The sequence below is a fragment of the Amycolatopsis ponsaeliensis genome, from assembly GCF_030182635.1.
In the GTDB taxonomy this organism is placed as follows: Bacteria; Actinomycetota; Actinomycetes; order Mycobacteriales; family Pseudonocardiaceae; genus Amycolatopsis; species Amycolatopsis ponsaeliensis.
Genome location: NZ_JAPZLD010000023.1, coordinates 41,510 through 67,522 on the forward strand (window position 1 = coordinate 41,510; position 26,013 = coordinate 67,522).

At 70.9% G+C, this 26,013-nt stretch carries 21 protein-coding genes and 1 pseudogene; 10 read left to right on the forward strand and 12 right to left on the reverse strand.

What is annotated here, in order from left to right:
- Positions 1 to 111: 111 nt before the first annotated feature.
- From QQ657_RS30700 to QQ657_RS30735, 8 genes are all read left to right on the forward strand, one after another.
- Entirely contained in the window at positions 112 to 993 is an 882-nt protein-coding gene (locus tag QQ657_RS30700) for an SIS domain-containing protein (RefSeq protein WP_284745746.1), read from the forward strand.
- Entirely contained in the window at positions 990 to 1,892 is a 903-nt protein-coding gene (locus tag QQ657_RS30705) for a 1-phosphofructokinase family hexose kinase (RefSeq protein ID WP_284745747.1), read from the forward strand. The genes QQ657_RS30700 and QQ657_RS30705 overlap by 4 nt, the downstream gene beginning before the upstream one ends.
- Positions 1,892 to 2,734, forward strand: a complete 843-nt coding sequence (locus QQ657_RS30710; protein ID WP_284745748.1) for a class II fructose-bisphosphate aldolase — start codon at positions 1,892 to 1,894, stop codon at positions 2,732 to 2,734. Before QQ657_RS30705 ends, QQ657_RS30710 begins: the two co-directional genes overlap by 1 nt.
- A gap of 86 nt (positions 2,735 to 2,820) precedes the next feature.
- The gene (locus QQ657_RS30715; RefSeq protein WP_434056799.1) at positions 2,821 to 4,197 is read left to right on the forward strand and encodes an ABC transporter substrate-binding protein; all 1,377 of its coding nucleotides are present in this window, start codon (positions 2,821 to 2,823) and stop codon (positions 4,195 to 4,197) included.
- On the forward strand, positions 4,197 to 5,153 hold the full coding sequence (locus QQ657_RS30720; RefSeq protein WP_284745750.1) for a carbohydrate ABC transporter permease: 957 nt from the start codon (positions 4,197 to 4,199) through the stop codon (positions 5,151 to 5,153). Before QQ657_RS30715 ends, QQ657_RS30720 begins: the two co-directional genes overlap by 1 nt.
- Positions 5,134 to 6,039 (forward strand): carbohydrate ABC transporter permease, encoded by a 906-nt coding sequence (locus QQ657_RS30725; protein ID WP_284745751.1) that lies wholly within the window; start codon positions 5,134 to 5,136, stop codon positions 6,037 to 6,039. The genes QQ657_RS30720 and QQ657_RS30725 overlap by 20 nt, the downstream gene beginning before the upstream one ends.
- A 7-nt stretch (positions 6,040 to 6,046) precedes the next feature.
- Positions 6,047 to 7,090 (forward strand): ABC transporter ATP-binding protein, encoded by a 1,044-nt coding sequence (locus QQ657_RS30730; protein ID WP_284745752.1) that lies wholly within the window; start codon positions 6,047 to 6,049, stop codon positions 7,088 to 7,090.
- A gap of 134 nt (positions 7,091 to 7,224) precedes the next feature.
- Entirely contained in the window at positions 7,225 to 8,010 is a 786-nt protein-coding gene (locus tag QQ657_RS30735; RefSeq protein WP_284745753.1) for a DeoR/GlpR family DNA-binding transcription regulator, read from the forward strand.
- A 1-nt stretch (position 8,011) separates the two neighbouring features.
- Here the strand turns inward: QQ657_RS30735 and QQ657_RS30740 are convergent, their stop codons facing one another.
- From QQ657_RS30740 to QQ657_RS30785, 10 genes and pseudogenes are all read right to left on the reverse strand, one after another.
- A complete protein-coding gene (locus tag QQ657_RS30740) occupies positions 8,012 to 8,824 on the reverse strand; it encodes an SGNH/GDSL hydrolase family protein (RefSeq protein WP_284745754.1) in 813 nt (270 codons plus the stop codon).
- Positions 8,825 to 8,895: 71 nt separating this feature from the next.
- Positions 8,896 to 10,392 carry an alpha/beta hydrolase gene (locus QQ657_RS30745; RefSeq protein WP_284745755.1) on the reverse strand — a complete coding sequence of 499 codons (1,497 nt, stop codon included), beginning with the start codon at positions 10,390 to 10,392 and terminating at the stop codon, positions 8,896 to 8,898.
- 83 nt (positions 10,393 to 10,475) lie between these two features.
- Entirely contained in the window at positions 10,476 to 11,837 is a 1,362-nt protein-coding gene (locus tag QQ657_RS30750) for an MDR family MFS transporter (protein ID WP_284745756.1), read from the reverse strand.
- A gap of 41 nt (positions 11,838 to 11,878) precedes the next feature.
- Positions 11,879 to 12,838: a UDP-glucose 4-epimerase GalE gene (galE, locus tag QQ657_RS30755; protein WP_284745757.1), complete on the reverse strand. Its 960-nt coding sequence runs from the start codon at positions 12,836 to 12,838 to the stop codon at positions 11,879 to 11,881.
- A gap of 73 nt (positions 12,839 to 12,911) precedes the next feature.
- A complete protein-coding gene (locus QQ657_RS56995; protein WP_434056800.1) occupies positions 12,912 to 13,049 on the reverse strand; it encodes a hypothetical protein in 138 nt (45 codons plus the stop codon).
- A 79-nt stretch (positions 13,050 to 13,128) separates the two neighbouring features.
- A pseudogene (locus QQ657_RS30765) lies at positions 13,129 to 14,319 on the reverse strand (L-fucose/L-arabinose isomerase family protein); the annotation flags it as partial.
- A complete protein-coding gene (locus tag QQ657_RS30770; RefSeq protein ID WP_284745758.1) occupies positions 14,319 to 15,308 on the reverse strand; it encodes a substrate-binding domain-containing protein in 990 nt (329 codons plus the stop codon). The pseudogene QQ657_RS30765 and the gene QQ657_RS30770, both read right to left, overlap by 1 nt.
- A gap of 14 nt (positions 15,309 to 15,322) precedes the next feature.
- Positions 15,323 to 16,333, reverse strand: coding sequence for an ABC transporter permease (locus tag QQ657_RS30775; protein ID WP_284745759.1), 1,011 nt, complete (start codon positions 16,331 to 16,333; stop codon positions 15,323 to 15,325).
- Positions 16,330 to 17,859 carry a sugar ABC transporter ATP-binding protein gene (locus QQ657_RS30780; protein WP_284745760.1) on the reverse strand — a complete coding sequence of 510 codons (1,530 nt, stop codon included), beginning with the start codon at positions 17,857 to 17,859 and terminating at the stop codon, positions 16,330 to 16,332. Before QQ657_RS30780 ends, QQ657_RS30775 begins: the two co-directional genes overlap by 4 nt.
- 133 nt (positions 17,860 to 17,992) lie before the next feature.
- Positions 17,993 to 18,988, reverse strand: coding sequence for a LacI family DNA-binding transcriptional regulator (locus QQ657_RS30785; RefSeq protein WP_284745761.1), 996 nt, complete (start codon positions 18,986 to 18,988; stop codon positions 17,993 to 17,995).
- A 95-nt stretch (positions 18,989 to 19,083) separates the two neighbouring features.
- Here QQ657_RS30785 and QQ657_RS30790 point away from each other — a divergent pair, with 95 nt between their 5' ends.
- Positions 19,084 to 20,565 (forward strand): FGGY-family carbohydrate kinase, encoded by a 1,482-nt coding sequence (locus QQ657_RS30790; protein WP_284745762.1) that lies wholly within the window; start codon positions 19,084 to 19,086, stop codon positions 20,563 to 20,565.
- A gap of 31 nt (positions 20,566 to 20,596) precedes the next feature.
- Here the strand turns inward: QQ657_RS30790 and QQ657_RS30795 are convergent, their stop codons facing one another.
- Entirely contained in the window at positions 20,597 to 20,917 is a 321-nt protein-coding gene (locus QQ657_RS30795; RefSeq protein WP_284745763.1) for a hypothetical protein, read from the reverse strand.
- 459 nt (positions 20,918 to 21,376) lie between these two features.
- Here QQ657_RS30795 and QQ657_RS30800 point away from each other — a divergent pair, with 459 nt between their 5' ends.
- Positions 21,377 to 24,511: a TIM-barrel domain-containing protein gene (locus QQ657_RS30800; RefSeq protein WP_284745764.1), complete on the forward strand. Its 3,135-nt coding sequence runs from the start codon at positions 21,377 to 21,379 to the stop codon at positions 24,509 to 24,511.
- 994 nt (positions 24,512 to 25,505) lie between these two features.
- Here the strand turns inward: QQ657_RS30800 and QQ657_RS30805 are convergent.
- A complete protein-coding gene (locus QQ657_RS30805; RefSeq protein WP_284745765.1) occupies positions 25,506 to 25,967 on the reverse strand; it encodes a GNAT family N-acetyltransferase in 462 nt (153 codons plus the stop codon).
- Positions 25,968 to 26,013: the final 46 nt, after the last annotated feature.

Sequence of the window (26,013 nt, forward strand, 5' to 3'; positions counted from 1 at the left end):
CACGCGTCTGCGCACCTACTGCGCAAACATGCGCGATACGCCGATTGACGATGCACAAAACTGCACCTACCGTGACAGCTGTTGCGCACAACCGGCACGGAGGGGGAGTTCATGAGCGGGACCTTCATGGCGGCGGAGATCGCCAGCCAGCCCGGCTGCTGGCGCGAGGCCGGCGCGTTCGCCGCCGCGAACACCGCGCTGCTGCCCGCGCCGGGGGCCCGGGTGGCGATCGTCGGCTGCGGCACGTCGTGGTTCGTCGGCCAGGCCTACGCCGTGCTGCGCGAAACCGCCGGGCTCGGCGAGACCGACGCCTTCGCCGCGTCCGAGTTCCCGTCCGGGCGCGCCTACGACCACGTGCTCGCGCTGAGCCGTTCCGGCACCACCACCGAGGTGCACACGCTGCTCGCGCAGCTGCGCGGCCGCACCAGGACGACCGCGATCACCGGCGTGCCCGCCGCGATCGCGGGCGCCGCCGACGCCGTCGTCGACCTCTCCGCGGTCGACGAACGCTCGGTCGTGCAGACCAGGTTCGCCACCACCGCGCTCGCGATGCTGCGCGCGCACCTCGGCGAGGACCTGACCGCCGTCGTCGCGCAGGCCGAGCAGGTGCTGGCCGAGCCGCTGCCGGAGTCGCTGGTCGGTGCCGGGCAGTTCAGCTTCCTCGGCACCGGCTGGTCGGTCGGGATCGCGAACGAAGCGGCGCTCAAGTTCCGCGAGGCGTGCCTGCTGTGGACCGAGTCCCACCCGGCGTGGGACTACCGGCACGGCCCGATCAGCATCAGCGAGCCCGGCCGCGTGACCTGGATGTTCAGCCGGGCGCCGGACGGCCTCGCCGACGACGTCCGCCGCGCGGGCGGCACCTTCGTCGAGAGCGGCCTCGACCCGCTCGCCGACCTGGTCCGCGCCCAGCTCGTGGCCGGGGCGATCGCCCGGCGCAAGGGCCTGGACCCGGATCACCCGCGCGGCCTCACGCGATCCGTCGTCCTCACATGATCGTCACCGTGACGCCGAACGCCGCGCTCGACGTCACGTACACAGTGGACAGCCTGGTGCCGGACGCCGTGCACCGGGCGCGCGACGTCCGGCACCGGGCGGGCGGCAAGGGCGTGAACGTCGCCCGCGTGCTGCACGCGCTCGGTGCCGACGTCCGCGCCGTCACCACGGCGGGCGGCGCCACCGGGGCCGCGTTCGCGGCCGACCTCGGTGCGGCCGGGCTGCCCGCGGACCTCGTGCCGATCGACGGCGAGACGCGCCGGACCACCACCGTCCTGTCCGCAGTGGACGGTTCGGTCACCCTCCTCAACGAGCCGGGACCCGAGCTGAGCGCGGCCGAATGGGCGCTGCTGGCCGAGCGGGTCCGGCGCCGCGAACCCGAGGTGCTGGTGTGTGCCGGCAGCCTGCCACCGGGAGCGCCGCCGGACGGCTACGCGCGGCTGCTCGCCGGCACGACGTCCGTTTTGGACACTTCGGGGCCGGCGCTGCTGGCCGGACTGGCCGGCCGCCCGACCGTCGTCAAGCCCAACCTCGACGAGCTTCGCGAGGTCACCGGCGTGGCCGACCCGGTCGCGGCGGCGCGCGAGCTGCGCAACGCCGGCGCCGGGGCCGTCGTCGTCTCCCTCGGCGCCGACGGACTGCTCGCGGTCACGGCCGCCGGGACCTGGCACGCGACGCCGTCGGCCGCGCTCGCCGGCAACAGCACCGGCGCGGGCGACGCCGTGGTCGCGGCGCTCGCGCTCGGGCTCTGCCGCCGCGAGCCGTGGCCGGAGATCCTGCGCCGCGCCGTCGCGCTGTCCGGCGCGGCCGTGCTCGGGCCGCTCGCCGGCGACGTCGACCTCGCGCACTACCACCGGGAGCTGGCCGCGGTGCGCGTCCGGCCGGAAGGGGAGTCCTGATGCCTCTGGTCGCCACCGGAGAGATCGTCGCGGAGGCCGTGTCGGCCCGGCGGGGCTGCGGCGCGTTCAACGCGATCCAGCTGGAACACATCACCGCGATCATCGAGGGCGCGGCCCTGGCCGGCGCGCCGGTGATCGTGCAGCTCAGCCAGAACGCCGTGCGCTACCACGGCGCACTGGCGCCGATCGGCGGCGCCGCGCTGGCCGCGGCCCGCGCGGCCGAGGCCCGCGTCGCCGTGCACCTCGACCACGCGGAGTCCCGCGAACTGGTGCGCGAAGCCGTCGCGCTCGGGTTCGGCTCGGTCATGTTCGACGCGTCCAAACTGGACTACGCGGACAACGTGCGCGAGACCCGTGAGGTCGCCGCGTTCTGCCACGACCACGGCGTTTGGGTCGAGGCTGAGCTCGGCGAGGTCGGCGGGAAGGACGGCGTGCACGCGCCGGGCGCCCGCACCGATCCCGGCGAAGCCGCGGAGTTCGTCGCGGCCACCGGCGTCGACGCGCTCGCGGTGGCGGTCGGCAGTTCGCACGCGATGCTGACCCGGGACGCCACTTTGGACTTCGACCTCATCGCGCGGCTGCGCGAGCGGGTTCCGGTGCCCCTGGTGCTGCACGGCTCGTCCGGGGTGTCCGACGAAGGGCTCGCCGAAGCCGTGCGGGCGGGGATGACGAAGGTCAACATCGCGACCCAGCTCAACAAGGTGTTCACCGCGGCCGCCGCGGGTGACTGGCGCGCGCACCCCGAGCGCGTCGACCCGCGGAAGTACCTGGGTGCCGGCCGCGACGCCGTCATGACCGAAGTGCGGCGATTGTTGCGGCTACTTGTGTTGACAGATGCTTGAAAGCCCATAAAACTGCGCACTAATGCGCAGAACTTGCGCGATATTCGATCTCGACCGGGTGGTGGCGGATGCGACGAAGCAAAGTCATGGCGTGTGCGGTGGGGGCCTCACTCCTCCTGGCGGGCTGCGGTGGGGGCGCCGACACGGGCAGCGGAACCGGCGAGAACGCGCTGCCCGGGGTCGACCAGTACCTCAACGCGCCGTGCCCGGAGGCCGCCGGCAAACCGGCCGCGGGCCAGGAGTTCACCTACTGGGCCATGTGGACCGCCGACGAGCCGCAGGGCAAGGTCCTGCAGAAGGCGTTCAAGTGCTTCCAGGAGAAGACCGGCGTCAAGGTGAACGTCCAGTGGCTCGGGCGCAAGGCCTACACGCAGAACCTGGTGCCGGCGCTGAACACCGACACCGTGCCGGACCTGTTCGACCAGGACGTCAGCAAAGTCGGCGCGGCGATCATGACCCCGGGCGGCACGCAGAGCGTCGACGACGTCTTCGCGATGAAGGTCGGCGAGGGCGACAAGACTGTCAAGGACGTGCTTTCGCCCAGCTCCTACGACTTCCCGCAGAACAAGGACCGCGAGGGCCACAACTTCATGGTCCCCTACACCGTGCAGTCCAGCGCCTGGTGGTTCAACAAGGGCACGGCCGGTGACGTCCAGCAGCCGAAGACGATGGACGACCTGGTCGCGCTGTTCGACAAGGCGAAGGCCGACGGCAAGGCCGCGATCAGCCAGGACGGCGACATCCCGTTCTACAACATGTACTTCTTCACCCAGCTCGCCGAGCGCTTCGTCGGGTCCGGCGGGCTGAACAAGGCGGCGTCGGACAAGACCGGGCAGGCGTGGAAGACCGATCCCGGCTTCCTCAAGGCCGCCACGGAAACCGCGAAGCTGCCGAAGTACTTCATCGACGGCTGGGACGCGGCGAAGTTCCCGCAGGTGCAGCAGCGCTGGGCCGACGGTGACTCGCGCTACCTCTACGTCGGCACCTGGGCGCCGAGCGAGACGCGGGAGTACCTGGACAAGCAGGGCGCCGGGACGAAGATCGACTACGGCTCGTTCCAGTTCCCGATGCCGGCCGGCGCCACGCACGACACCGTCGAGCAGATGTCGATCGGCTTCGCGGTGCCCAAGAAGGCCCGGCACGCCGAGGCCGCCAAGGCGTTCATCGCGTACTTCCTGAACAAGGACATCCTCTCCGGCATCCCGGCGGTCGCCGACAACCTGGTGCCGCGCGCCGACCTCGCCGTGCCGGACGACCTCAAGCAGGTCAAGGCCGCGATGGACGACCCGAAGAAGGAGCACGTCCTGCAGTACGACGGGATCGACGGCATCGCGGGCGGCAAATGGCAGACCGACGTGTTCGACCCGGCGGACACCGCGTTGCTGAAGGGGCGGATCACGCCTCAGCAGTTCGTGGACCAGCTGGCGACCAAGGGTGCCGAGTTCTGGAAGAACCAGAGCTGATGGCGACGCTCACGACGGCACCGGCGTCACGGGTTTCGGAGACCCGCGACGCCGGTGGCGCGCACCTGCGCCGCAAGAAGCGGCTGTTCTGGCCGTTCGCGGCGCCGGCTTTGGTGCTGTACCTGGCTTTCCTGGTCTTGCCGACGCTCGCGACGGTGGTCCTGAGCTTCACCAGCTGGGCCGGCGCGGGCGACACCCCGCAGCCCAACGGCGTCACCAACTACACGCGGATGTGGGCGAGCGACTCGTTCCAGTACGCGTTCCGCAACACGCTCGTGTACGTGTTCCTCGGCGGCATCGGCACGTTCGCGCTGGCGTTCCTGTTCACCATGGTGCTGCGGGACATGCGCGGCGGCAAGGTCGTCCGGGCGATCCTGTTCTTCCCCAACATCGTCGCGCCGGTGGCGCTGGGGATGTTCCTCGGGTTCGTGTTCAAGTACCAGCCCGGGAAACAGGGCCTCGCGAACTTCGTGCTGGAGCACGCCGGTGCGGACGCGGCGAAGTTCCTGGCCCCGGCCAACGTGACCGGGGTCGTGACGGCGTCGCTGATCTGGGCCAGTTCGGGCTTCTACATCACGATCCTGATGGCCGCGGTCGACCGGATCCCGCCGTACCTCTACGAGGACGCCGAGCTGGGCGGCGCGTCGCCGTGGCAGAAGTTCCGGAACATCACGCTGCCGATGACGTGGGACGTCGTCGGCGTCGCGGGTGTCCTGTGGACGATCAACGCGCTGAAGATCTTCGAGCTGGTGTTCGTGCTGGCCGGGCCGGGGACGTACGCCCCGCCGAACGAGGCGTGGACGCTCGGGGTCTACGTGTTCGACCGGACCTTCGGCTCGAACGGGACGCCGGACTTCGGGGCCGCCTGCGCCTGCGCGGTGGCGATGATCGCGCTGGTGTCGGTGCTCGTCGTGCTGTTGAGGCGGGTGATGCGCCGTGACGCTCTCCAGTTCTGAGACTCCGCGCCGGGTGCCGCGCAAGCCGCGTCCGGCACCCGGATCGCGCCGGTTCAGCCCGCTGCGGCTGCTGGGGTCGTCGATCGTCTGGCTGTTCACGGCCGGCAACGTGCTGGTGCTGTACTGGCTGCTCACGGCCGCGTTCAAGACGCCGGTGGAGATCTTCACCAAGCCGTTCGCGCTGCCGTACCAGTGGTTCCACCTCGGCAAGCCGTTCCGCAACTTCGCGTACGCGTGGAACAACGCGGGGTTCGGCGACGCGGTGCTGACGACGGTGGTGCTGGTCGGGCTGGCGACCGTGGCGACGGTGGCGGTGTCGGCGCCCTGCGCGTACGCGCTGACGAGGCTCGGCGTGCGCGGGTCCGGGCCGCTGACGAACGGGGTCGCGATCGGCATGGGGGTGCCGTTCCAGACGGTGATCATCCCGCTGTTCGTGGTGCTGAGCCGGATCCACCTGGACAACGAGTACGGGCTGTTCGTGCTGTACGTCGCTTTGTCGATCCCGTTCACGGTGTTCTTGTTGACGGGGTTCTTCCGGTCCTTGCCGGACGAGCTGGAAGAAGCCGCGGCGTTGGACGGCGCGTCGCCGATGCGGACGTTCTTCTCGGTGATGCTCCCGCTGGCCCGCGGCGGGCTGATCACGGCGTTGACGCTGAACGCGATCGGCCTGTGGAACGAGACGCTGCTGGCGATCGTGTTCCTGAAGGACCAGGCGCACTTCACGTTGTCGCGCGCACTGTTCACGTTTTACGGGGCGGCGAGCTACCAATCGGAGTACGGCGGGCTGATCGCGGGCGTGGCGATCGTGGTGCTCCCGATGCTGGTGTTGTACCTCGTGCTCGCCCGCCGGATCATCTCCGGCCTGACGCTCGGCGCAGGGAAGTAGGAACGCGATGGCCACGGTGACTTTTTCGGACGCGACCCGGTTCTACGCGGGCGTGGACCGCCCGGCCGTCGACGGCTTGGACCTTGCGGTGTCCGACGGGGAGTTCCTGGTACTGGTCGGCCCGTCCGGCTGCGGCAAGTCGACGACGCTCCGGATGCTGGCCGGCTTGGAGGGCATCGACGACGGTTCGATCCACATCGGAGCGCGCGACGTCACGGCGTTGCCGCCGAAGGACCGGGACATCGCGATGGTGTTCCAGAACTACGCGCTGTACCCGCACATGACGGTCGGGGAGAACATCGGCTTCCACCTGAAGCTGGCGCACGTCCCTTCAGCCGAGCGGCAACGCCGGGTTTCCGAGGCGGCGAAAGTGCTGGATCTGACGGCGTACCTGGACCGCAAACCGGCCCGCCTCTCGGGCGGCCAGCGTCAGCGGGTGGCGATGGGCCGGGCGATCGTGCGCGAACCTAGCGTGTTCCTGATGGACGAACCACTGTCCAATCTGGACGCTCAGTTGCGAGTCCAGACGCGAACGCAGATCGCGTCGTTGCAGAGGCGTCTGGGAATCACGACGCTGTACGTGACACACGACCAGGTCGAGGCGATGACGATGGGCGACCGGGTGGCGGTGCTGCGCGACGGAGTGCTGCAGCAGTGCGACACCCCGATCGGCCTGTTCGCCCGCCCGGCCAACGTGTTCGTGGCGGGGTTCATCGGGTCCCCGGCGATGAACTTGCTGACGACAACGGTGGACGGGCCGTGGTCGGTGCCGCTGACACCCGCGCAGCGTTCGGCTTTGACGGGGCCGGGCGTGGTGGTGGGGGTGCGCCCGGAGGGGTGGACGATCGGGTCCGGGGTCGACGCGGTCGTGGAGGTGGTGGAAGAGCTGGGGAGTGATCAGTACCTGTACTGCCGGGCGGAGTCTTCGGAGGTGCTGACGGTGCGGACACCGGGGATGGCGCCGTGGCAACGGGGGGAGACGATCAAGCTGGAGCCGAAGAGGGAGTCGGTCCACTTGTTCGACGCGGCGACGGGGGCGCGGTTGCCTTGACGGGGCGAGCCGCTCCCCACGGCGTGCCGCGGTGCAGACTCCACCTTCGATGCAGCATACTGCTCGAAACGGCGGCCAACAGCGCACCCTCGTGCGCGATAGGTCACCGAGAGTCAAGCTAGGGAGTACCGCCGATGGCCCGGCACGAACGGTTGACCACCCTGCTGGACATGCTGGGGCAGCGGGAAAAGATCGACGTCGAGGACGTCGCCGCGGAGCTGGACGTCTCCGCCGCCACCATCCGGCGGGATCTCGACCACCTCGCCGAACAGCAGCTGCTCACGCGCACCCGCGGGGGCGCCGTCGCCAACGATCTCGCCTATGACCTCCCCCTGCGCTACAAGACCGCGCGGCACGTCCCCGAGAAGCAGCGGATCAGTGCCGCCGCCGCTGCCTTCGCCGCCAAGGGGATGGTCGTCGGCCTCAACGGGGGGACCACCACCGCCGGGGTCGCGCGGGCTCTCGCCATCCGGTCGGACCTGGGCAGCCGGGGGGACTCTCCCGGCATCACCGTCGTCACCAACGCGCTGAACATCGCGCACGAGCTCGCCGTGCGGCCGAACGTCAAGATCGTCGTCACCGGGGGTGTCGCGCGGCCGCAGTCGTTCGAACTGAGCGGGCCGCTCGCCACCCGCGTGCTCAGCGAGCTCACCATCGACCTGCTGTTCCTCGGTGTCGACGCCTTCGATCCCGACGCCGGCGCCTTCGCCCACCACGAGGGTGAGGCCAGCATCAACCGGCTGATGGTGGAACGCGCCGAGCGCGTGGTCGCCGTCGCGGACGGCTCGAAGCTGGGCCGGCGCGCCTTCGCCCGGATCTGTGAGACGACGCAGGTGCACGCCCTCGTCACGGACACCGACGCCGATCCGGAGGCCGTGCGGGCTTTCGAAGCCGCCGGGGTCGAGGTTCAGGCCGTCTGACTCAGTGCGCGAACGCCAGCGCCGCCGTCAGCGCGCGGTGGCCGGCCGCTGACGGGTGGACGTCGCAGCCTCCCGTCGGCAGCTTGATCAGCAGGCCCGCCGCGCACGGGTCTCCACCCGCCCGCAGGGACGCCAGGAAGAACGCCGTGAAGCCGTCCGCGATCTTGCCGTGGTAGCGGCGGGTCACCTGCGTCAGCGCCGCGTCGATCGCCTTGACCTGCGCGACCTGGGTCGGGTCGCGGTAGTCGAGCGAGTAGTACGACACCAGCACGAGGTCGCCGCGGTAGTGGGCGCGCACCGCGGAAAGGATCGTCGCGAGATTGCGGCTCACCTGGCTCAACGCGGCCTGGAAGGAAGCGCCGGTGCAGTGGTCCGGCGTCGTGGCCTGGCACAGGAACAGGTCGTTGGCGCCGATCGTCAGCGTGACGAGCCGGGTGTCGCGGTGGGTCCGCAGGTACTGCACGGCGTAGTCGATCTGCGCGCCCGCATAACTGACGTGCAGGGGGTATGCCAGGCGGTAGCCGTTTTCGCAGCCGTTGCTCGGCGCCGTGACGACCAGCATGCTGCCCGTCGTCTCGCCGGGACAGGACGCGTTCGCGAGCCGGAGCCCGCGCAGTGACGCGTAGTTCTCCGCGTAACCGCTGAAGTTGGCCGCGTTCAGGTAGGCCGCGCCCGCGTTGGGCCGGTAACCGAACGCCACGGAGTCGCCGAGCGCGAGATACCCGCCGTGGCGGGACGACGCTTCCGCCGGTGCCGTGAGAAGAGAACTCGCCACGACGACCGCCGCGGCCATGACGAAGAATCGACGAAGCATCCTCGGCTCCTCTCCCCGCACCGTTGCGTGGCCGGGACGATTGTCCTCGCTCCGGCCACGCGACGGAAGCGTCAGAATCCGATCGCCGCCGGCGGTTTCGGCCCGGCGATCCGGGCTTCGGGCGTCCCCGGTTCGACCGCCGCGCAGTGCGTGCCACGCGCCGGGAGCTTGCCGCTGATCAGGTAGTCGTCGGTCGCCTTGATCACGCACTGGCTGTTCTTGGAGTACGCGCCGTGTCCCCAGCCGTCGTAGGTGAGCAGCGTGCTGCCGCTCTGCCGGGCCGCGGCCTGTGACCACGCGTACGGCGTCGCCGGGTCGTACTTGCTGCTCAGCATCAGCAGCGGCGGCGCGCCGTGCACCTGCAGCGGGTGCTGGGTGTTGCTCGCCTTGTTCGGCCAGCCGATGCACCCGGTGACGGCCTGCCAGCCCAGGGAGTTGACCTTGACGTCCGGCGCGAGGGCCGCGGCCGTCCGCCGGTAGGCCTCGAGCTCGGCGTAGTTGTGCACCGGCAGCTTCCAGTCGTCGCAGAACACGCTCTGGAACACGGTGTTGACCGGGATGTCTTCCTTCACCTGCGCCGCCGCGGCGGGCGGGGTGCCGTCCGCGAACGACTTGAGGACCGTTGCCAGCCTGTCCCAGCTAGGACCGTAAAAGGAGCCCTGGAACATCCCGGCGAGCGAAAGCGGCGTGACGACCTCGCCGCTCTGCGGATCCTTCAGCTCCCCGCGCGCGGCCTTGTCCTGCAGGTCGCGGGTCAGCTTCGAGACGTCCCGGCCGTGCAGCGCGCAGCTCGGCGTCCGGCCGCACCACGCCACGAACTCGCCGAACTCCGCCTGCACCGACTGCGTTTCGCTGTTCAGGAACTCGAACGCCGTGAACTGCGAGTGGTCCATGTTGCTGTCCAGCACGAGCGCGCGGACCTTGTCCGGGAACAGCTCGGCGTACTGCTGGCCCATCAGCGTGCCGTAGGAAACCCCGTAGTACGTCAGCTTCTTCTCGCCGAGCGCGGCGCGGATGGCGTCCATGTCCCGCGCGACGCTCACGGTGTCGCCGAACTGCCCCAGCGGCCCGGAAAGCCGGTTGCAGCTTTCGCCGAGCTTGCGGTTGTACGCCGCGAGCTGGTCGAACTCGGCCTGGTTGCGCGGCACCTCCGGGTGGTCGGCGATGACCTCGTCGAGCCCGCACTTGATCTGCGTGCTGTCGCCGACGCCGCGCGGGTCGAAGCCCACGGTGTCGAAGCGCTTGGTGATCTCCGGCGAGAGCGACCAGCCGCCCTTGACCTCACCGGCACCCGGCCCGCCGGGGCCGCCCGGGTCCATCAGGACCGACCCGATGCGGGCCTGCGGGTCCGTCGCCTTGAGCCGGGCGAGCGCGATGCTCGCCGTGCCGCGGTCCGGGTGCGCCCAGTCGATCGGCACGGTCACCGCGCCGCACTCGACGCCGGGCGCGTCCGCACACGGTTTCCAGTCGATCGACGGGGCGGCCGACGCGGGCGTCGCCGCCAGCAAGCTCCCCAGTACCGCCGTCGCCGCCGCGGCCGTCACCAGCCGCCTCGATACCCCCGCCATCGTCAGCCCTTCCCCTTACCGACCGTGGTTGACCGGCTCCAGGAAATCACCAAACCGGTGATCGCGCCAGGTTCCCAGGTGGATCACCCCGTGACGTCCACTGTGGACGATCGCTCGGCGTGCCGGAGCCGGCCGGCGGCCACCACACCCAGCGCGCAGACGATTCCCAGCACCCCGAACGCCCAGCCGAACCCGGTCGCCGGGCCGGTGGTGAGGCCGCGGGACAGCACGATCACGCACAACGCGCCGCCGGCCGCGCCACCCACGCGCATGACGATGTTGACCAACGCTGTCGCGTGGCCCAGTTCGGCCGCGCCGACCGACGCGTACGCCGCGGTCGACGCGGGCATGATCGACAGCCCGAGTCCCGCGCCGCGGACCACGAGCAGCGCCTGGACCAGCCACATCGGGGTGTCCGGGCCGAGCCACGGCAGCGGGACGGTGCTCGCCAGCACCACCAGCGCCCCGGCGAGCGAGACGGTGCCGCCGCCGTAGCGGTCCGTCAGCCGGCCGGCTACGAGCACGAACACCGTGGTGGCCAGCCCCATCGGCGCGAGCAGGACCCCGGCCTCGGCCGGCCCGGCGCCGAGCCGGACCTGGAACCACAGCGGCAGCAGCAGGACCGCGCCGAACATCCCGGCGCCGGCCAGCAGGACGGCCGCCAGCGCCGAGCCCATAACGGGCCGGGCGGCCAGCCGCAGGTTCAGCACCGGGTGCCGCACGCGCAACGATCGCCAGACGAATACCGCGAGCGCGAGGGCGCCGACGGCCGCCAGCACGGCGTCGAGCTCGGTGAGCGTGTAGACGAGCAGCGGCAGGCCGAGCGAGACGAGCAGCAGCCCCGGCCAGTCCATCGGCGGCGGCTGCCCGCGGTCGCCGCGCGGCACGTACCGCAGCGCGAGGCCGAACGCGACCAGCCCGATCGGCAGGTTGAGCCAGAACAGCACCGGCCACGAGAAGTGCGCGAGCAGGAAGCCGCCGACGCTCGGCCCGACGACCGGCGCCAGCCCGACGACCAGGCCCAGCGTGCCCATGGTCCGGCCGAGCCGCTCCGGCCCCACGGCCAGCCCGATCACGGTCTGCCCGGCGGTGACCATGACACCGGTGGCCATGCCCTGCAGCGTGCGGAAGGCGATCAGCGTGCCGGCGTCCGGGGCGAGGGCGCAGGTGACCGACGTCAGGAGGAACGCCGCCAGCGCCCAAAGCCACAGCCGTCCGGCGCCGAGCCGTTTCACCAGCCACGGGGTGAGGGGCAGGGCCGCCGAGAGGCCGAGCAGGAACGCCGTCGCCACCCACTGGATCTCGATGAGGCTGACCCCCAGGCGCAGCCTCATCGACTCCAGCCCGACCGCGACGATCGAGCCGTCCATGTTGCCCAGGAACCCGCCGAGCGCCATGACGCCGGAGGCGATCCAGACGGTGCGCGGGATGGGAGGAGCAGTCATGGTGGCGACGGTAAAAGCTGAAGCAAGGTCGAAGTCAAGCGTCAGTGGTGCTGGGTGTGGAAGGTCCAGGCGTCGGTGACGATGTCGTGCAGACCCGGCTTGGCGGGCTGCCACCCCAGGTCCTTCCGGGCCTTCTCGCTGCTCGCGACGGTGACCACCGCATCGCCTTCGCGCCGAGGGGCGAGCACGACCGGGATGGGGTGCCCGGTGACCTCGCGAGCCGCTTCCACGACCTGCAGGTTGGTGTAGCCGTTGCCGTTGCCCAGGTTGTAGATCTCGTGACGGCCGGGCTCGATCGCTTCCAGCGCGAGAACGTGCGCCGTGGCCAGGTCCGCGACATGGATGTAGTCCCGCACGCAGGTGCCGTCCGGGGTCGGGTAGTCGTCGCCGTACATCTGCAACCGCTCCCGCTTGCCGGCCGCGACCTGCAGCACGATGGGGATGAGATGGCTCTCCGGGTCGTGCCGCTCACCGAGTTCGCCGACAGCGCCTGCCGCGTTGAAGTAGCGCAGGCTCGTCGCGCCGAGGCCGAACGCCGCGGCTTCCGCGGACAACATCAAGTCGACCATGAGCTTGCTGGCCGCATAGGGATTGCGCGGTTCGACCCTGGCGGTCTCGGCGAGCTTCTCGTCGTCCTCGCCCCGGTACATCGAACCGGTCGACGAGAAGATCATGCGCCGGACGTGCGCCGCGCGGGCGGCCTCCAGCAGCGCGAGGGAGCCGCGCACGTTGACGTCCCAGTAGATGTCCGGCCGGGAAACGGACTCCGCGACCTCGATCCGCCCCGCGAAGTGAAGCACGCCGTCGAAGCCTGCTTCGGAAGTCAGCACTCGAGCCGCGTCATGCACGGACATGTGGTGGAACGCCACGCTGTCCGGCACGCTCGCGCGGTGACCGGTCGACAGGTCGTCCAGCACCTCCACTTCGTGCCCGGCCGCCAAGAGTGCTCGGGTCACGACGCTCCCGATGTAGCCCGCACCGCCCGTGACCAGCAGCTTCACCGTGAGATCCTTCCTCGCTGAATGATCTCGGCAGCTTAGCGATACAGCGCCTGGCCAGACGGCCGGCGTCCGCTCAGCCGCGGGTGAACTCGTCCAGGGTCATCCCCAGCAGCTCACAAACCGCCCGCAACTCCGCCCGCCGGTCACCGGGCACAGCGTGAATATGGTTGGCCCCGAACCGCGAAAGGAACGTCGACGCCGTCGCGTCCAGCCGCGCGAACGCGTGCGGCCACTCCGGGGGTCGACTGCGCCTCCAGCGCCGATGTCGTTTCCGGGGAGTAGTTCTCGAACGAGCCCAGCATCAGCTGCAGCCTGTAGTGCCCGTCGAGGCGGGTGAGGCGGGCCAACGTCATCTGGCCGGGCGCCGCGATGTGGTGCACCGATGCGCCGCCCGCGGGGAAGAAGAACACCGACGGGTGCAAGGTCACGCGGGCCAGGTTCTCCGCCGGGTCGTCGCTGCGCGCGGCGAACCACGTCGCGTGCTGGCCGGAGTTGCACAGGTCCCAGATGTCGCGGTCCGCGTGGTAGTGGCGGACGTCGGCGAACAGCACCGGCGTCCCCGACAGGTGCTTCATCAGCTGCATCGTGAGCGCGCCGTCCATGTCGGCCTCGGTCGCGCACACGTGCGTCTCCTTGGGCCCGTTCCAGTCGTACGGGTCGTTCAGGAACGCCTCGGCGACGTCCATCGTCGCGAAGTGCTGCGTCAGCTCGGGCTGGCCCTTGATCCCGGTGAAGTCCAGGCTCCACTCGTCGATCAGCGACCGCATCGCGAGGTACGAGCCGACCTGGCGTTCCAGCAGCTCCGGCGTCAGCTTGGCGCCGTCGTAGCGGACGGTCGCGTGCCGCTCCAGCCACTCGCGCGCGCCGCGCTTCTCCGCCGGATCCGCCGCTTCGGCGCGCCGGACGATCTCCCACTGGTCGATCTCCTCGACGTCCACGCCGAACTGCCGCTGCCACTGGTCGGTGTTGGCGACGGCCGTGTTCATCCCCATCGGCCGCCCGCCGATCCGGCCGAACGTGCTGCCGCGCAGCTTCGCCACCGCGGCCGCCGCCCGGGCCCGTACGCCGATCGCGGCCACGACTTCCCGCGGGGAGCCCCAGAGCCGCGTGTGCGCGCGACCGATCTGGTCGAGCGCACCGCCCGCGGCGAGCATCCCGACCATGCCCGGCTGCACCGGGTCGAGGTTCGCGACCAGCACCAGCGGCCCGCTGAGCGCCCCCGCGGCGAGCATCGTGAAGTGCGGGAACGCCCAGACGCAGTAGTGCAGCACGACCAGGTCCACCCCGGCCGCCTCGATCTCGCGCGCGACCGACGTTGCGACGGTGTTCGCCGACACCGGCGCCGAAGCCCGGACGACTTCGTGGCCCGCATCGGCAAGCGCCGAGACCAGCCGGTCTTCGTTCCCGCGCACGAAGTCCGCGATTCCACTGTGGACGTAGTCGCGGCCGTCGGAGAGGGACAGGACGCCGACCCGAGCCATCAGCGGTTGCCCTTCGCGTACACCTCGGCTGCGTTCGCCTGGGTGACGAGCTGCGTCGGCAGCATCTGCGTCTTCGCCGGCTTCGCGCAGTCGACGAGGATGCTCTTCGCCGACTCCACCGCCTCGCGCCCGCCCGTCGGGTAGACGAACGTCGCCGCGAGGCGCCCGGCTTCGACCGCCTTGATGCCGCCGGGCGGGATGGGCAGGCCGTCGATGCCGATGAACTTGATCTTCTGGTCCAGGCCCGCGGCCTTCGCGGCGAGGTAGGCCCCTTCGGCCATCGGGTCGTTCTGGGCGTAGACCGCCTGGATTTCCGGGTGCGCCTTGAAGATCGCGTCCGCCTGCTGCTGGCCCTTCTCGCGCAGCCAGTCACCGTCCACAGTGGTCACGATGTCGATGCCACGGCCTTCGATGCCCTTCGCGAAGCCGTCTTGGCGCTCCTTGGCTGGCGTGGACCCGGCGAGCCCGCGGATCTCGGCGATCTTGCCGCCCTGCGGCAGGACCTTGTCCGCCAGGTACTGCCCGGCCTGCCGGCCGATGTCGACGTTGTCCGCGCCGATCCACTGCGTGTACGCGTCGCCGTCGACCTTGCGGTCCAGGACCAGCACCGGGATGCCCTTGTCGTAGGCCTTCTTGACGACCGCGGTCAGCGGGGTGGCCTCGTTGGGGCTGATGATCAGCAGGTCGATCCGCTGGGTCAGGAAGTTTTCGACGTCGGCGACCTGCTTGGCGTTGTCCTGCTGCGCGTCGGCGAAGGTGACGGTGAACTGCGGGAACTGCTTCGCCGCGCGGGCGATGTCGTCGTCCATCTGCTTGCGGTAGGGCTCGGCGACGTTCGCCTGGCTCACGCCGATGGTGTACTTGCCCTCGGCGCCTTTGCAAGCCGCGGCAGATGTCACCGTGGCGCCCTGACCGGAGTTCTCGTGCGTGGTGCCGCAGGCGGCCAGGAGCAGGACGAGCGCGGGTAACGCGAAGTGCTTGCCGGACATCTCTTTCTTCCCCTCTACGGTGTCGGACGCAGTCGCTGCAGGCCCGCGGCGACCACGATGACCAGGCCCTTGATCAGGAGTTGCAGGTTGGGGTCGACGCCGTTCAGCGCCAGGATGTTGTTGAGCACGCCCAGCAGCAGCGCGCCGGCGACGGTCCCGGACACCGACCCGCGGCCGCCGGACAGCGCGGTGCCGCCGATCACGACCGCGGCGATCGCGTCGAGTTCGTAGCCGGTGCCGTCGTTGGGGCTGCCCTGGTTGATCTGGCCGGCGTGGACGATCCCGGCGAGCGCGGCGAGCAGCCCGCTCAACCCGTAGACCAGCACCTTCACCCGCGTGACGGCCACGCCGGAGAGGCGCGCGGCCTTCTCGTTGCCGCCGATCGCGTAGACGTGCCGGGCGAACGCGCTGGTGCGCAGGAACGCGATGGCCGCGACGGCGACCACGGCGAAGATGATCGCGGGAATGGGCACGAGCCCGTTGAACGTCCGCTCGCCGAGCAGCGAGAACGAGACGGGCGCCAGGCCCGGGCCGTCGCCGTATTCGATCGACACGCCCTGCCCGCCCGACCACATCCGGGCCAGCCCGCGGGCGACCTGCAGCCCGGCGAGCGTGACGATGAAGGCCTGGATGCCGAACACCGCCGACGCGACGCCCTGCAGCAGGCCGAAGACCAGGCCGGCGGCCAGCACGACGAGCGCGGCGGGCAGCGTGCCGAAGCCGTCTTCGACCATCAGCACGGCCGAGCCGACGGCGGCGAGGCCGAGCACCGCGCCGACCGAGAGGTCGATCCCGCCGATCAGGATCACGAACGTCATGCCGATGGCGATGATGCCGTTCTCGGACACCGCGCGGACGACGTTGAAGAGGTTCCCGCTGGTCAGGAAGTCCGGGAAGCCGTCGTGGACCGGCGAAAACGCGATCGCCGCGGCGAGCACCAGGACGAGGCCGAACAGGCTCTGGAAGCGGAACAGCGTGTCCACGGCGGCGGCGCGCCGGGTCGGGATGAACTCGGCCGTGGTCATCGCGTTTCCCCCATCGCCGCGGCCAGAAGTTCGGCTTCGCCGGCGTCGTGCGTGTCGAGCTCCTGGCTGCTCCGGCCGTCGTGCAGGACGACGACGCGGTCGCACAGCCCGACCAGCTCGGCGGGCTCGGAGGAGGCGAGCAGGACGCCGATGCCGCGGGCGGCCGCGGCGGCCAGCAGTTGGTAGATCTCCGCCTTCGCACCGACGTCGACGCCGCGGGTCGGCTCGTCGAGCAGGAGCAGCTTCGGCTCGGTGAGCAGCGCCCGGCCGAGCACGACCTTCTGCTGGTTCCCGCCCGAGAGCGTCCCGACGGGGTCGGCGAGCGCGCCTTTCACCCTCAGCTCGGTGAGGACCTTCTTCGTGACGTCGTTCTCGCGCCGGCGGGTCAGGAACCCCGCCGTCGCCAGTCTGTCCACAATAGCCAGAGCAGTGTTCGCGCGGACGGAGTGGGGCAGGGCCAGACCGGCGATCCGGCGGTCCTCGGGCACGAGGGCGAGCCCGAGCTTGACGGCGTGACGCGGGCTTCTCGGGTGGATTTCCCGGCCCTCGAAAGAAAGCCGGCCCTGCCACTGCCCGGGCGTCCCGGCGCCGAAGAGCGTCTCCAGGATTTCGGTGCGGCCCGAGCCGAGCAGGCCGCCGAGGCCGACGATCTCGCCGGCGCGGACGATGAGGGAGATCCCGGCGGGCTCCCGGCGGCCGGGCCGGTGCCGCCGCGGGCGCAGCGCGAAGTCGTCGAGGCACAGCAGCTCTCCGCCGGTTTCGCCGTGCTTGACGCGGAACAACGCCTGGACCGGGCGTCCGATCATCGCCTCGGTGACCTGCTCGACGGTGAGGTCTCGGGCGGCGAACTCGGCAGCTACGCGGCCATTGCGCAGCACGGTGGCGCGGTCGGCGATCCGGCCGATCTCCTCGAGCCGGTGGGAGATGTAGACGATGCCGGCGCCCGCGTCGCGAAGCTCGGCGATCACCTTGACCATCCGCTCGACCTCGGTGCCGGTGAGTGCGGACGTCGGCTCGTCCATGACCAGCACGCGTGCGTCGAGGGCGAGGGCCTTGGCGATGGCGACGAGCTGCTGCTCACCGGTGCGCAGCTCGCCGACGGCGCGCTTCGGGTCGAGCGTGATCCCGGTGCGGGCCAGCAGTTCCCGCGTCTCGCGGTGCATCTTCTGCCGGGCGATCGTGCCGGCCTTCGTGCGCAGCTCGCGGCCGAGGAAGATGTTGGCGGCGACGGAAAGGCCGGGCACGAGGTCGAGCTCCTGCGGGATCATCGCGATGCCGCGCCTGCGCGCGTCGGCGGGGCTGCCGAAGGTGGCGGGTTCGCCGTCGATCTCGATGGTGCCGCGGTACCCGGTGACGTCGCCGGAGAGGATCCGCACGAGCGTGGACTTCCCGGCGCCGTTTTCCCCGAGCAGCGCGTGCACTTCGCCGCGGCGCACGGTGAAGTCGACGTCGTCGCAGGCGAGCGTGCCGCCGTAGGCCTTGCTGACGCCGGTCATCGCGACCAGCGGGGTACCCGGCTCTTCCATGACACCCCTCGCGTCGGCGGAAGATGGGAGTAATCGATTACTCGACGCTAGGGGCGAGACGGGGGTGTGTCAAGCGTCACTTCGGGCAGACTCAAGGGCGGCCAGGCCGCACTTTCACGTGAAAGTGCGGGGTTCAGCGGGTCGAGCTGCCCCGGACGATGAGCTGCGCCGCCATCGTCGTCGTGGTCGTCGCTCGGGACGCGCCGTCGGCGATGCGGTCGAGCAGGAGGCGTGCCGCCAGCTGGCCCATCGCGTGGGCGGGCTGGGCGACCACCGTCAGCGCCGGGGAGATCAGGGTCGCCCACGGGGCGTCGTCGAACGACACGATCCCGATGTCGCGGCCGGCGCGCAGGCCCAGCTCCGCCATCACCTGCAGCACGCCGACCGACATCGTGCTGCTGGACACCAGGAGCGCGTCCGGCGGGTCGGGTTTCGTCAGCAGCTGCGTCGCGGCTTCCCGGCCGCCGGTCTCGCGGAATTCGCAGCGGCGCACCAGTTTGGCCGCGTACTTCCGGCCCGCCTCGCGGAGCCCGTCGCGGTAACCGTCGAGCCGGTCGTCCGCCGTGGTGACGCCCGGGGGGCCGGCGATGCAGCCGATCCGCTGGTAGCCCTGGGAAACCAGGTGCGACACGGCGACCCGGGCCGCGACGCGGGAGTCCAGCAGCACGGCGTCGCAGTCCGCCGAGGCGAGGCGCCGGTCGACCGTCACGATCGGCGTCCGGTTCGTGGTCAGCGGCCGGACGTCGCTGTCGCCCGTGGTCGGCGACATGATCACGCCGGCGAGCCGCTCCTGGGCCGCGACCTCGACGTACCGGCGTTCCTTGGCGGTGTTCTCGTCGGAGTTGCACAGCATCACCGAGTACCCGGCGGCCTGCGCCGCGTCCTCGACCCCGCGCGCGATCGCCGTGAAGAACGGGTTCTCGACGTCGGAGATGATCAGCGCCAGCACCGCGGTCTCCCGGCGGCGCAGGCTGCGGGCCAGGCCGTTCGGCGTGTAGCCGAGCTCTTCCACGGCCCTGGCCACACGCTCGGCGAGCACCGGGTCCACAGTGGACTTGCCGTTGAGCGCCCTCGACACGGTCGCGGTCGAGACGCCGGCCAGCGCCGCCACGTCGGAGATCGTCGCCACCGTGTCCTCGTTCGCTCTGGTTCGTTGACAGTGCTTCCGGCACACCATAGCGTGGTGGTAATCGATTTCCCGCAGGTTGGTCCGTGGAGGGGCGGATGACGGGACTGCTGCTCGGCGTGGACATCGGCACGGCCAGCTCGAAGGGCGTGCTGGTGGACCCCGGCGGCGCGGTGCTCGCCCGGTCGGTCCGCGAGCACGCCGTCTCGACGCCGCGGCCGGGCTGGTTCGAGCACGACGCCGAAACGGTCTGGTGGGCGGACTTCACCGGGATCGTCGCCGACCTGCTGCGCGCGGCCGAAGGGCGCCCGCTCGCCGCGCTCGGGATCAGCGGCATCGGGCCGTGTCTCCTCCCGGCCGATGCCGACGGCACGCCGTTGCGCCCGGCGATCCTCTACGGCGTCGACACCCGGGCGGGTGCGGAGATCGCCGAGCTGAACGACGAGCTCGGCGCGGAGAAGATCCTCGCCCGCGGGGGTTCGCCGCTGACGAGCCAGGCGGTCGGGCCGAAGGTGCGCTGGCTGGTGCGCCACGAGCCGGACGTCCACGCGCGCACGAAGAAGCTGCTGATGGCGAGTTCCTTCCTGGTGCACCGGCTGACCGGCCGGTACGTCCTCGACCACCACTCGGCGAGCCAGTGCACGCCGATGTACGACCTGGCCGCCGGCGACTGGGCCGCGGACTGGGCCGAGCGCGTCGCGCCCGGGGTGGCGCTGCCGGAACTGCTGTGGCCGACCGAGATCGCCGGCGAGGTCACCGCGGCCGCCGCGTCGCGGACGGGACTGCCCGCGGGCTTGCCGGTGACGGCGGGGACGGTCGACGCCTGGGCCGAGGCGGCGAGCGTCGGCGTCCGCGAGCCGGGCGATGTCATGGTCATGTACGGAACGACGATGTTCCTGGTCCAGGTACTGACCGAGCCGCGCCCGCACCCGGGGCTGTGGGGCACGCGCGGGGTCGCCCCGGGCAGTTTCACGCTGGCGGCGGGCATGGCGACGTCCGGCGCGGTGACCGACTGGCTGCGGAAACTCGTCGGAGCTTCCTTCGGGGACCTCGTGGCGGAGGCGGCTTCGGTTCCGGCGGGCAGCCGCGGGCTTCTCCTGCTGCCGTACTTCGCGGGGGAGCGGACGCCGCTGTTCGACCCGGCCGCGCGTGGCGTGCTGGCCGGGCTGACGACGTCGCACGGCCGCGCCGAGATCTACCGCGCGGCGCTGGAAGGGATCGCTTACGGCGTGCGGCACAACCTCGAGGCGATGGCCGCCGCGGGTGGCGCGGCGGGGCGGCTGGTCGCGGTCGGCGGCGGGACCAAGGGCGGGTTGTGGACGCGCATCGTCTCGGACGTCACCGGGCTGCCGCAGCAGATCCCGGCCGAGACGATCGGCGCGTGCCTGGGCGACGCGCTGATCGCGGCGGAGGCGGTGGGGATGGACGCGTCACGCGGGAACCCGATCGCCGCGACGGTGACCCCGGACCCGGCGAACCGCGAGCGGTACGACGAGTTCTACCGGCACTACCGGGCGCTCTACGAGGCGACGGCGGAGACGGCGCACTTCCTGGCGGCCCAGCAGCACGCGACGTCCTGACCGGCGTACCGGTTCGCACGAGGGTTTGCCGTCACGTCCCGCGACGGGACCGGCTCCGGCCCGCGACAGCGCTCCGGTGGTGCTCCAGCGCCGCCACGGACTGCGTGACCTGCTCGAAGCTCGGCAGCGCGTGCACGTTCGCGACGAGTGTCATGTCCTTGCGCGGGATCTCGACGAAGCACACCTCGACGCCGGACTCCGCCGCGTGCGTGGCCACCTCGTCGCGCCAGGTGGCGAGGTCGTGCTCGTCGCCGAGCCATTCGTGCAGGTAGACGCACCACTTGCCGCGCAGCAGCTCGCCCGCGATGGCTTCCAGACCGACCAAGTACGGCTCGGTCACCCGGTCGTCCATGACCGTCCCCGAGTACACCAAGGCACTGCTTCCCTCCTGCTCCCCGGTGGGGACCCAGCCCACCGGAAAGCGCTTCCCGGGTGACGGCCTCCCCACCGAGTCCGAGCAGCGCGAACCCCCGCGACCGATGCAGCTCTCCGGGGACGGCGTCAACATACCGGCGGATTTGGCGCGCAGCAACCATTTCCTCGGTATGTCGAGGTTCGCGGCGGTGAGCGTGCACTGCTCGCGTGCGGATGCACGTGCCGATCATGGACGCGCATTTGAATGTTCAGGGAAATGAGAACGGGAATTCCGCGGAGCGTCATCGAGGCGCGAAAGGCGTCCGGACGGTCGCGCAGCGTGAGACCCGACGGAAGTCGCGAGTCGGGCTTCTGAACCGGTTCGGCGGGTGACACTGCGCGAAACCTGCGCTATACAGAGCCCGTCATGCGTGTTGATGCGCGAAAGGTGTCACTAATGAGCAGAGTTGCGCAGTCGCTGGGCTGTTTGGCCGCAGCTGCCGCCCTCGGGCTGGCCCCCACCGCGGCGTACGCCGAGCCGCCCACGGCGCCCGCCGGGCAGCTCGGGGACCTCACCGGGATCTCGGCCGACGGCCCGGTGGTGACGCTGAAGTCGGGCGCCGCCGCCGTGCGCGTGAGCTTCCCGGCCGAAGGCGCCGTCCGGGTCTGGCTCGCCCCCGACGGGACCTTCATCGACCCGGCCGGCGACAAGATCGTCCTGCCGAAGACCACGCCGCCGGCCACGCCCCAGCGCGTCGACAAGGGCGCCTACTGGGCCGTTTCGACGCCCAAGGCGACCCTGCGCGCCTACAAGCACCCGCTGAAGTTCGCCCTCTACGACGCCGCCGACCGCCGGCAGCTCTGGGCCGAGTCCGCCCCGCTGTCCTGGACCGGCACCACGACCACGCAGAGCCTGACCAGGACCGCGACCGAGCAGTTCGTCGGCGGCGGCGAGCAGAACGGCCGGTTCAGCCACCGCGACCAGACGATCCGGATCTTCGCCGACGACAACTGGAACGACGGCGGCGCGCCCAACTCGCAGCCGTTCTATGCCTCTACCTCGGGTTATGGCGTCCTGCGCAACACCTTCGCCCCGGGCAGCTACTCCTTCACGGCCCCGGTGAAGACGACTCACGACGAGCGCCGCTTCGACGCGACCTACGTCGTCGGAGACACTCTCAAGGACGTCATCGGGGGCTATACCGACCTCGTCGGGAAGCCGTTTCTGCCGCCGATCTACGGTCTGGAAACCGGTGATTCGGATTGCTATCTGCAAAATGCAAATCGCGGGAAACGGCACACGCTCGATGCGGTGAAGGTCGCCGACGGCTACGCCGAGAACGGAATGCCGAACGGCTGGATGCTCGTCAACGACGGTTACGGCTGCGGCTACGAAGATCTGCAGAAAACGGGCGAAGGCCTCAGAAAGAACAACATGCAGCTCGGGCTCTGGACCGAGGACGGCGTCCCGAACCAGGCCGACGAGGTCAAGGCCGGTGTGCGGGTCCGCAAGCTGGACGTCGCCTGGGTCGGCCCGGGGTACCAGTTCGCGCTCGACGCCTGCGATACCGCGTACAAGGGCATCGAGGACAACAGCGACGCCCGCGGGTTCGTCTGGCAGCCGGTGAGCTGGGCCGGGGCGCAACGCTGCGGTGTGCTGTGGAGCGGCGACCAGTCCGGTTCGTACGACTACATCAAGTGGCAGATCCCGACCTACGCGGGCGCGACGACGTCCGGCATCGCCTACAACACCGGCGACATCGACGGCATCTTCGGCGGCAGCCCGCAGACCTACGTCCGTGACCTGCAGTGGAAGACGTTCCTGCCTGCCGCGATGACCATGGACGGCTGGGCGTCGTCGGACAAGCAGCCGTGGCGCCAGGGCGAGCCGTACACCTCGATCAACCGGAAGTACCTGCTGCTCAAGGAGCGGCTGCTGCCCTACACCTACAGCTACTCCGCCCAGGCGCACCAGTCCGGCGTCGGCCAGGTCCGGCCGCTGGCCCTCGAATACCCGGACGACCCGAACGTCTGGACGGACAAGGCGAAGTACGAGTTCCTGTCCGGCACCGACTTCCTGGTCGCGCCGGTGTACGAGAAGTCGTCCGTGCGCAACGGCATCTACCTGCCGAAGGGCACCTGGGTGGACTACTGGAGCGGCAAGACCTACACCGGTCCGGCCACCGTGGACGGTTACGACGCGCCGCTCGACACGCTCCCGCTGTTCGTCCGCGCCGGGGCCGTCGTGCCGATGTGGGCCGAAGGCACGACGTCGTGGCAGACGCGGGACAAGTCCCGGCTGGACCTCGACGTCTACCCGCAGGGCCACGGCGGCTTCACGCTCACCGAGGACGACGGCGTCACCCGCGGCTACCAGCGCGGTGAGCAGGCGAAGCAGACGTTCACCGTCGACGCGCCGAAGTCCGGGCCGGGCACGGTGACCGTCGGGATCGGCGCGAGCACGGGTACCTACCCCGGGAAGCCCGCGGCGCGGAACTACCAGCTGTCCGTCCACACGGGAGCGAAGCCGGCCGCTGTCCAGGCGGGTACCGGGGTGCTGCGCCAGTACGGCAGCAAGGCCGAACTCGACCGGGCTCAGTCGGGCTGGTGGTACGACCCGGCCGCACACGGCGTCGTGCGCGTCAAGACCGGGCAGCTCGGCGCGGGCGAGCGGCAGGACGTCCGGCTGTTCGGCACGAGCGCGGTCGGCGGCTTCTTCCCGGAGGACGACAATGGCACGGTGACGCTGACCGCTCCTTCACTGACCGCTCCGGGCCAGGCCGTGGCGGCGACCGCGAGCTTCACCAACGGCACGCCGTTGCCGGTGCGGGACGTGAAGGTTTCCGTTGGTGCGGAAGGGTTCCACGCCGAGGTCGCGGCCGTGCCGAAGCTCGTGTGGCCCGGCCAGAAGGTGGAGGTGCCGGTGAAGCTGACCCCGGACGCCAGGCTGAAGCCGGCGGACTACCAGGTCACCGCCACCGCGACCTACCAGGCCCGGGCCGGCGCTCATCAGGCCGTCGACTCCTCGACCGTCACCGTCCCGTACGCCTCCTTGGCCGCGGCGTACGGGAACGTCGGCGTCACCGATGCGGCGCACACCGCGGTGGGTGACCTCGACGGCGGTGGCAGCAGCTTCCGCGCCGAAGGGCTCGCCGAAGCCGGTCTCAAGCCGGGAGCGGTGTTCACGGCCGGTGGCGCCCTGCTGACCTGGCCGGACGCCGGGAGCGGCAAACCGGACAACGTCGTCGCCGCCGGGCAGACGATCGCCGTGCGCGGGACCGGCTCGAAGCTCGTGCTGGCCGGCACCGGCACCGGGATGGCCAAGGGCACCGTCGTCGTCCAGTACGCCGACGGCAGCACCAGCCAGGCCGACCTGGGCCTGCCGAACTGGTGCTGCGCCGATCCCGCCCAGTACGGCGCGACGACCGTCGCGACCGTGCTGGGCAAGAACACCCGGACCGGTCCGGCTTACCCGACCACGCCGTACCGGGTGTTCGCGAACTCCGTCCCGCTGACCGCGGGCAAGGAGGTCGTGGCGGTGACGCTGCCGTCGAACTCGGCGCTGCACGTGTTCGCCGCGAGCGTGGTCTGAAGGAGGTTCGGCGAGCCGCCGAAGTAGGCGCCGTCCGTGACGTACACCCTGTCGTCGCGGACGGCGACTGCCGTCGGGTTGGCGAGACCGTCCTCAAGGGACAGGAGCGGGTGGATGCCGTCGCGATCGACGGTGACCACCCGGTTCTCCTGGTTGATCGCGGCGACGACGGTGGTGCCGTGGAAGGCGAAGTCGTCGACCGGCCCGAGGCCCGTGGCGACGACCCGTCCGGGGCCGCCGGTGAGCGGGAACCGCACCAGCGTGCCGCGGTCCAGGTTGGACACCCAGACCGCGCCGGCGTGGACCTTGATCCCGTTGGCGCCGAAGCCGCTCACGGGGGCGAGCAGGTCACCGGTGGCCCAGGCGGTGACGCGTCCTCGAGAGACTCGCCAGACCGTGGAGTCGAACGAGTCGGCGACGAAGAGGTCGCCGGTGGCCGGGTCACGCGCGACGCCGTTCTGGAAGCCGGACGGCGGCAGCGCGGCCACCTGGACCGGCGCCGCGCCGGGCCGGACCCGGTAGAGGCCGGTCGCCGCGGTGCCCGTCGAGACGGCGACGTACAGGTCGCCACCGGGTGCGCGGACGATGCCGCCGAGGAACAGTTTCTTGTGGACGACCGGGACGTCGCCGTCGGCCGGCGCCGGGATCCGGGCGATGATCCGGACCTGCCCGCCGGGCGTGACGCGGCCGATTTCGCCGGTGTAGGCGAAGGTGAGGTCGGCGGAGCCGTCGGGCTCCAGGGCGATGTTCTCCGGCTGCTGCCCGGCGGCGAGGTCGAGGGGGATGATCCTCGGCGCCGCGTCCGCGGGGGTGGCCGGCAGGGCGAAGACGGCGGCCGCGGCCAGCACGGCGCCGATCTGCTTGATGCGCAAGGGAACTCCGTGTCGGTGAAGGGAACGGCGAAAAGAACCCCAGATCGCCGTGCCTTCGACGGTAGGCCCGCCGCGCCCCCGGCCACCAATAGCTCAGGCTGGGGTGGCCATCGGAAATCCGATCACAGGTCGCGCGCGAAGCAGCGCGAGAGCGGTTCGCCGACGTACGGCCCGTAAGCCTCGATGGGTTCGTAGCCTTCACGCTGGTAGAAGCGGATCGCGTCCGGCTGCCCGGTGCCGGTCTCCAGCAGCAGCCGGGCGATGCCGAAGTCGCGCGCGCGGTCTTCGAGCGCGCGCAGCAGGGCTGCCGCGACGCCGGTGCCGCGGGCCGCCGGCTCGACGTACATGCGCTTGACCTCGCCCGAACCCGGGCCCAGAAGGCGGAGCCCGCCGCAGCCGATGGCCGTCCCGCCGGCGTCCCGGGCGACGAGGAACACCGCCATGGTCTCGGCGGACGGCAGCGCGCCGGGCTCGTGGTCGTCGGTGCCGTAGCGGGCGTCCAGTTCGGTGCGCTGGGCCGCGCGCAGCCGGACGGCGTCGGGATCGTCCCAGGCCACGGCCGTGATCTCGATGGTGGTGGGCACGGCACTCCTTTCCGTAACAAGCGTTACCGTAGCAGCTGTTACGCTT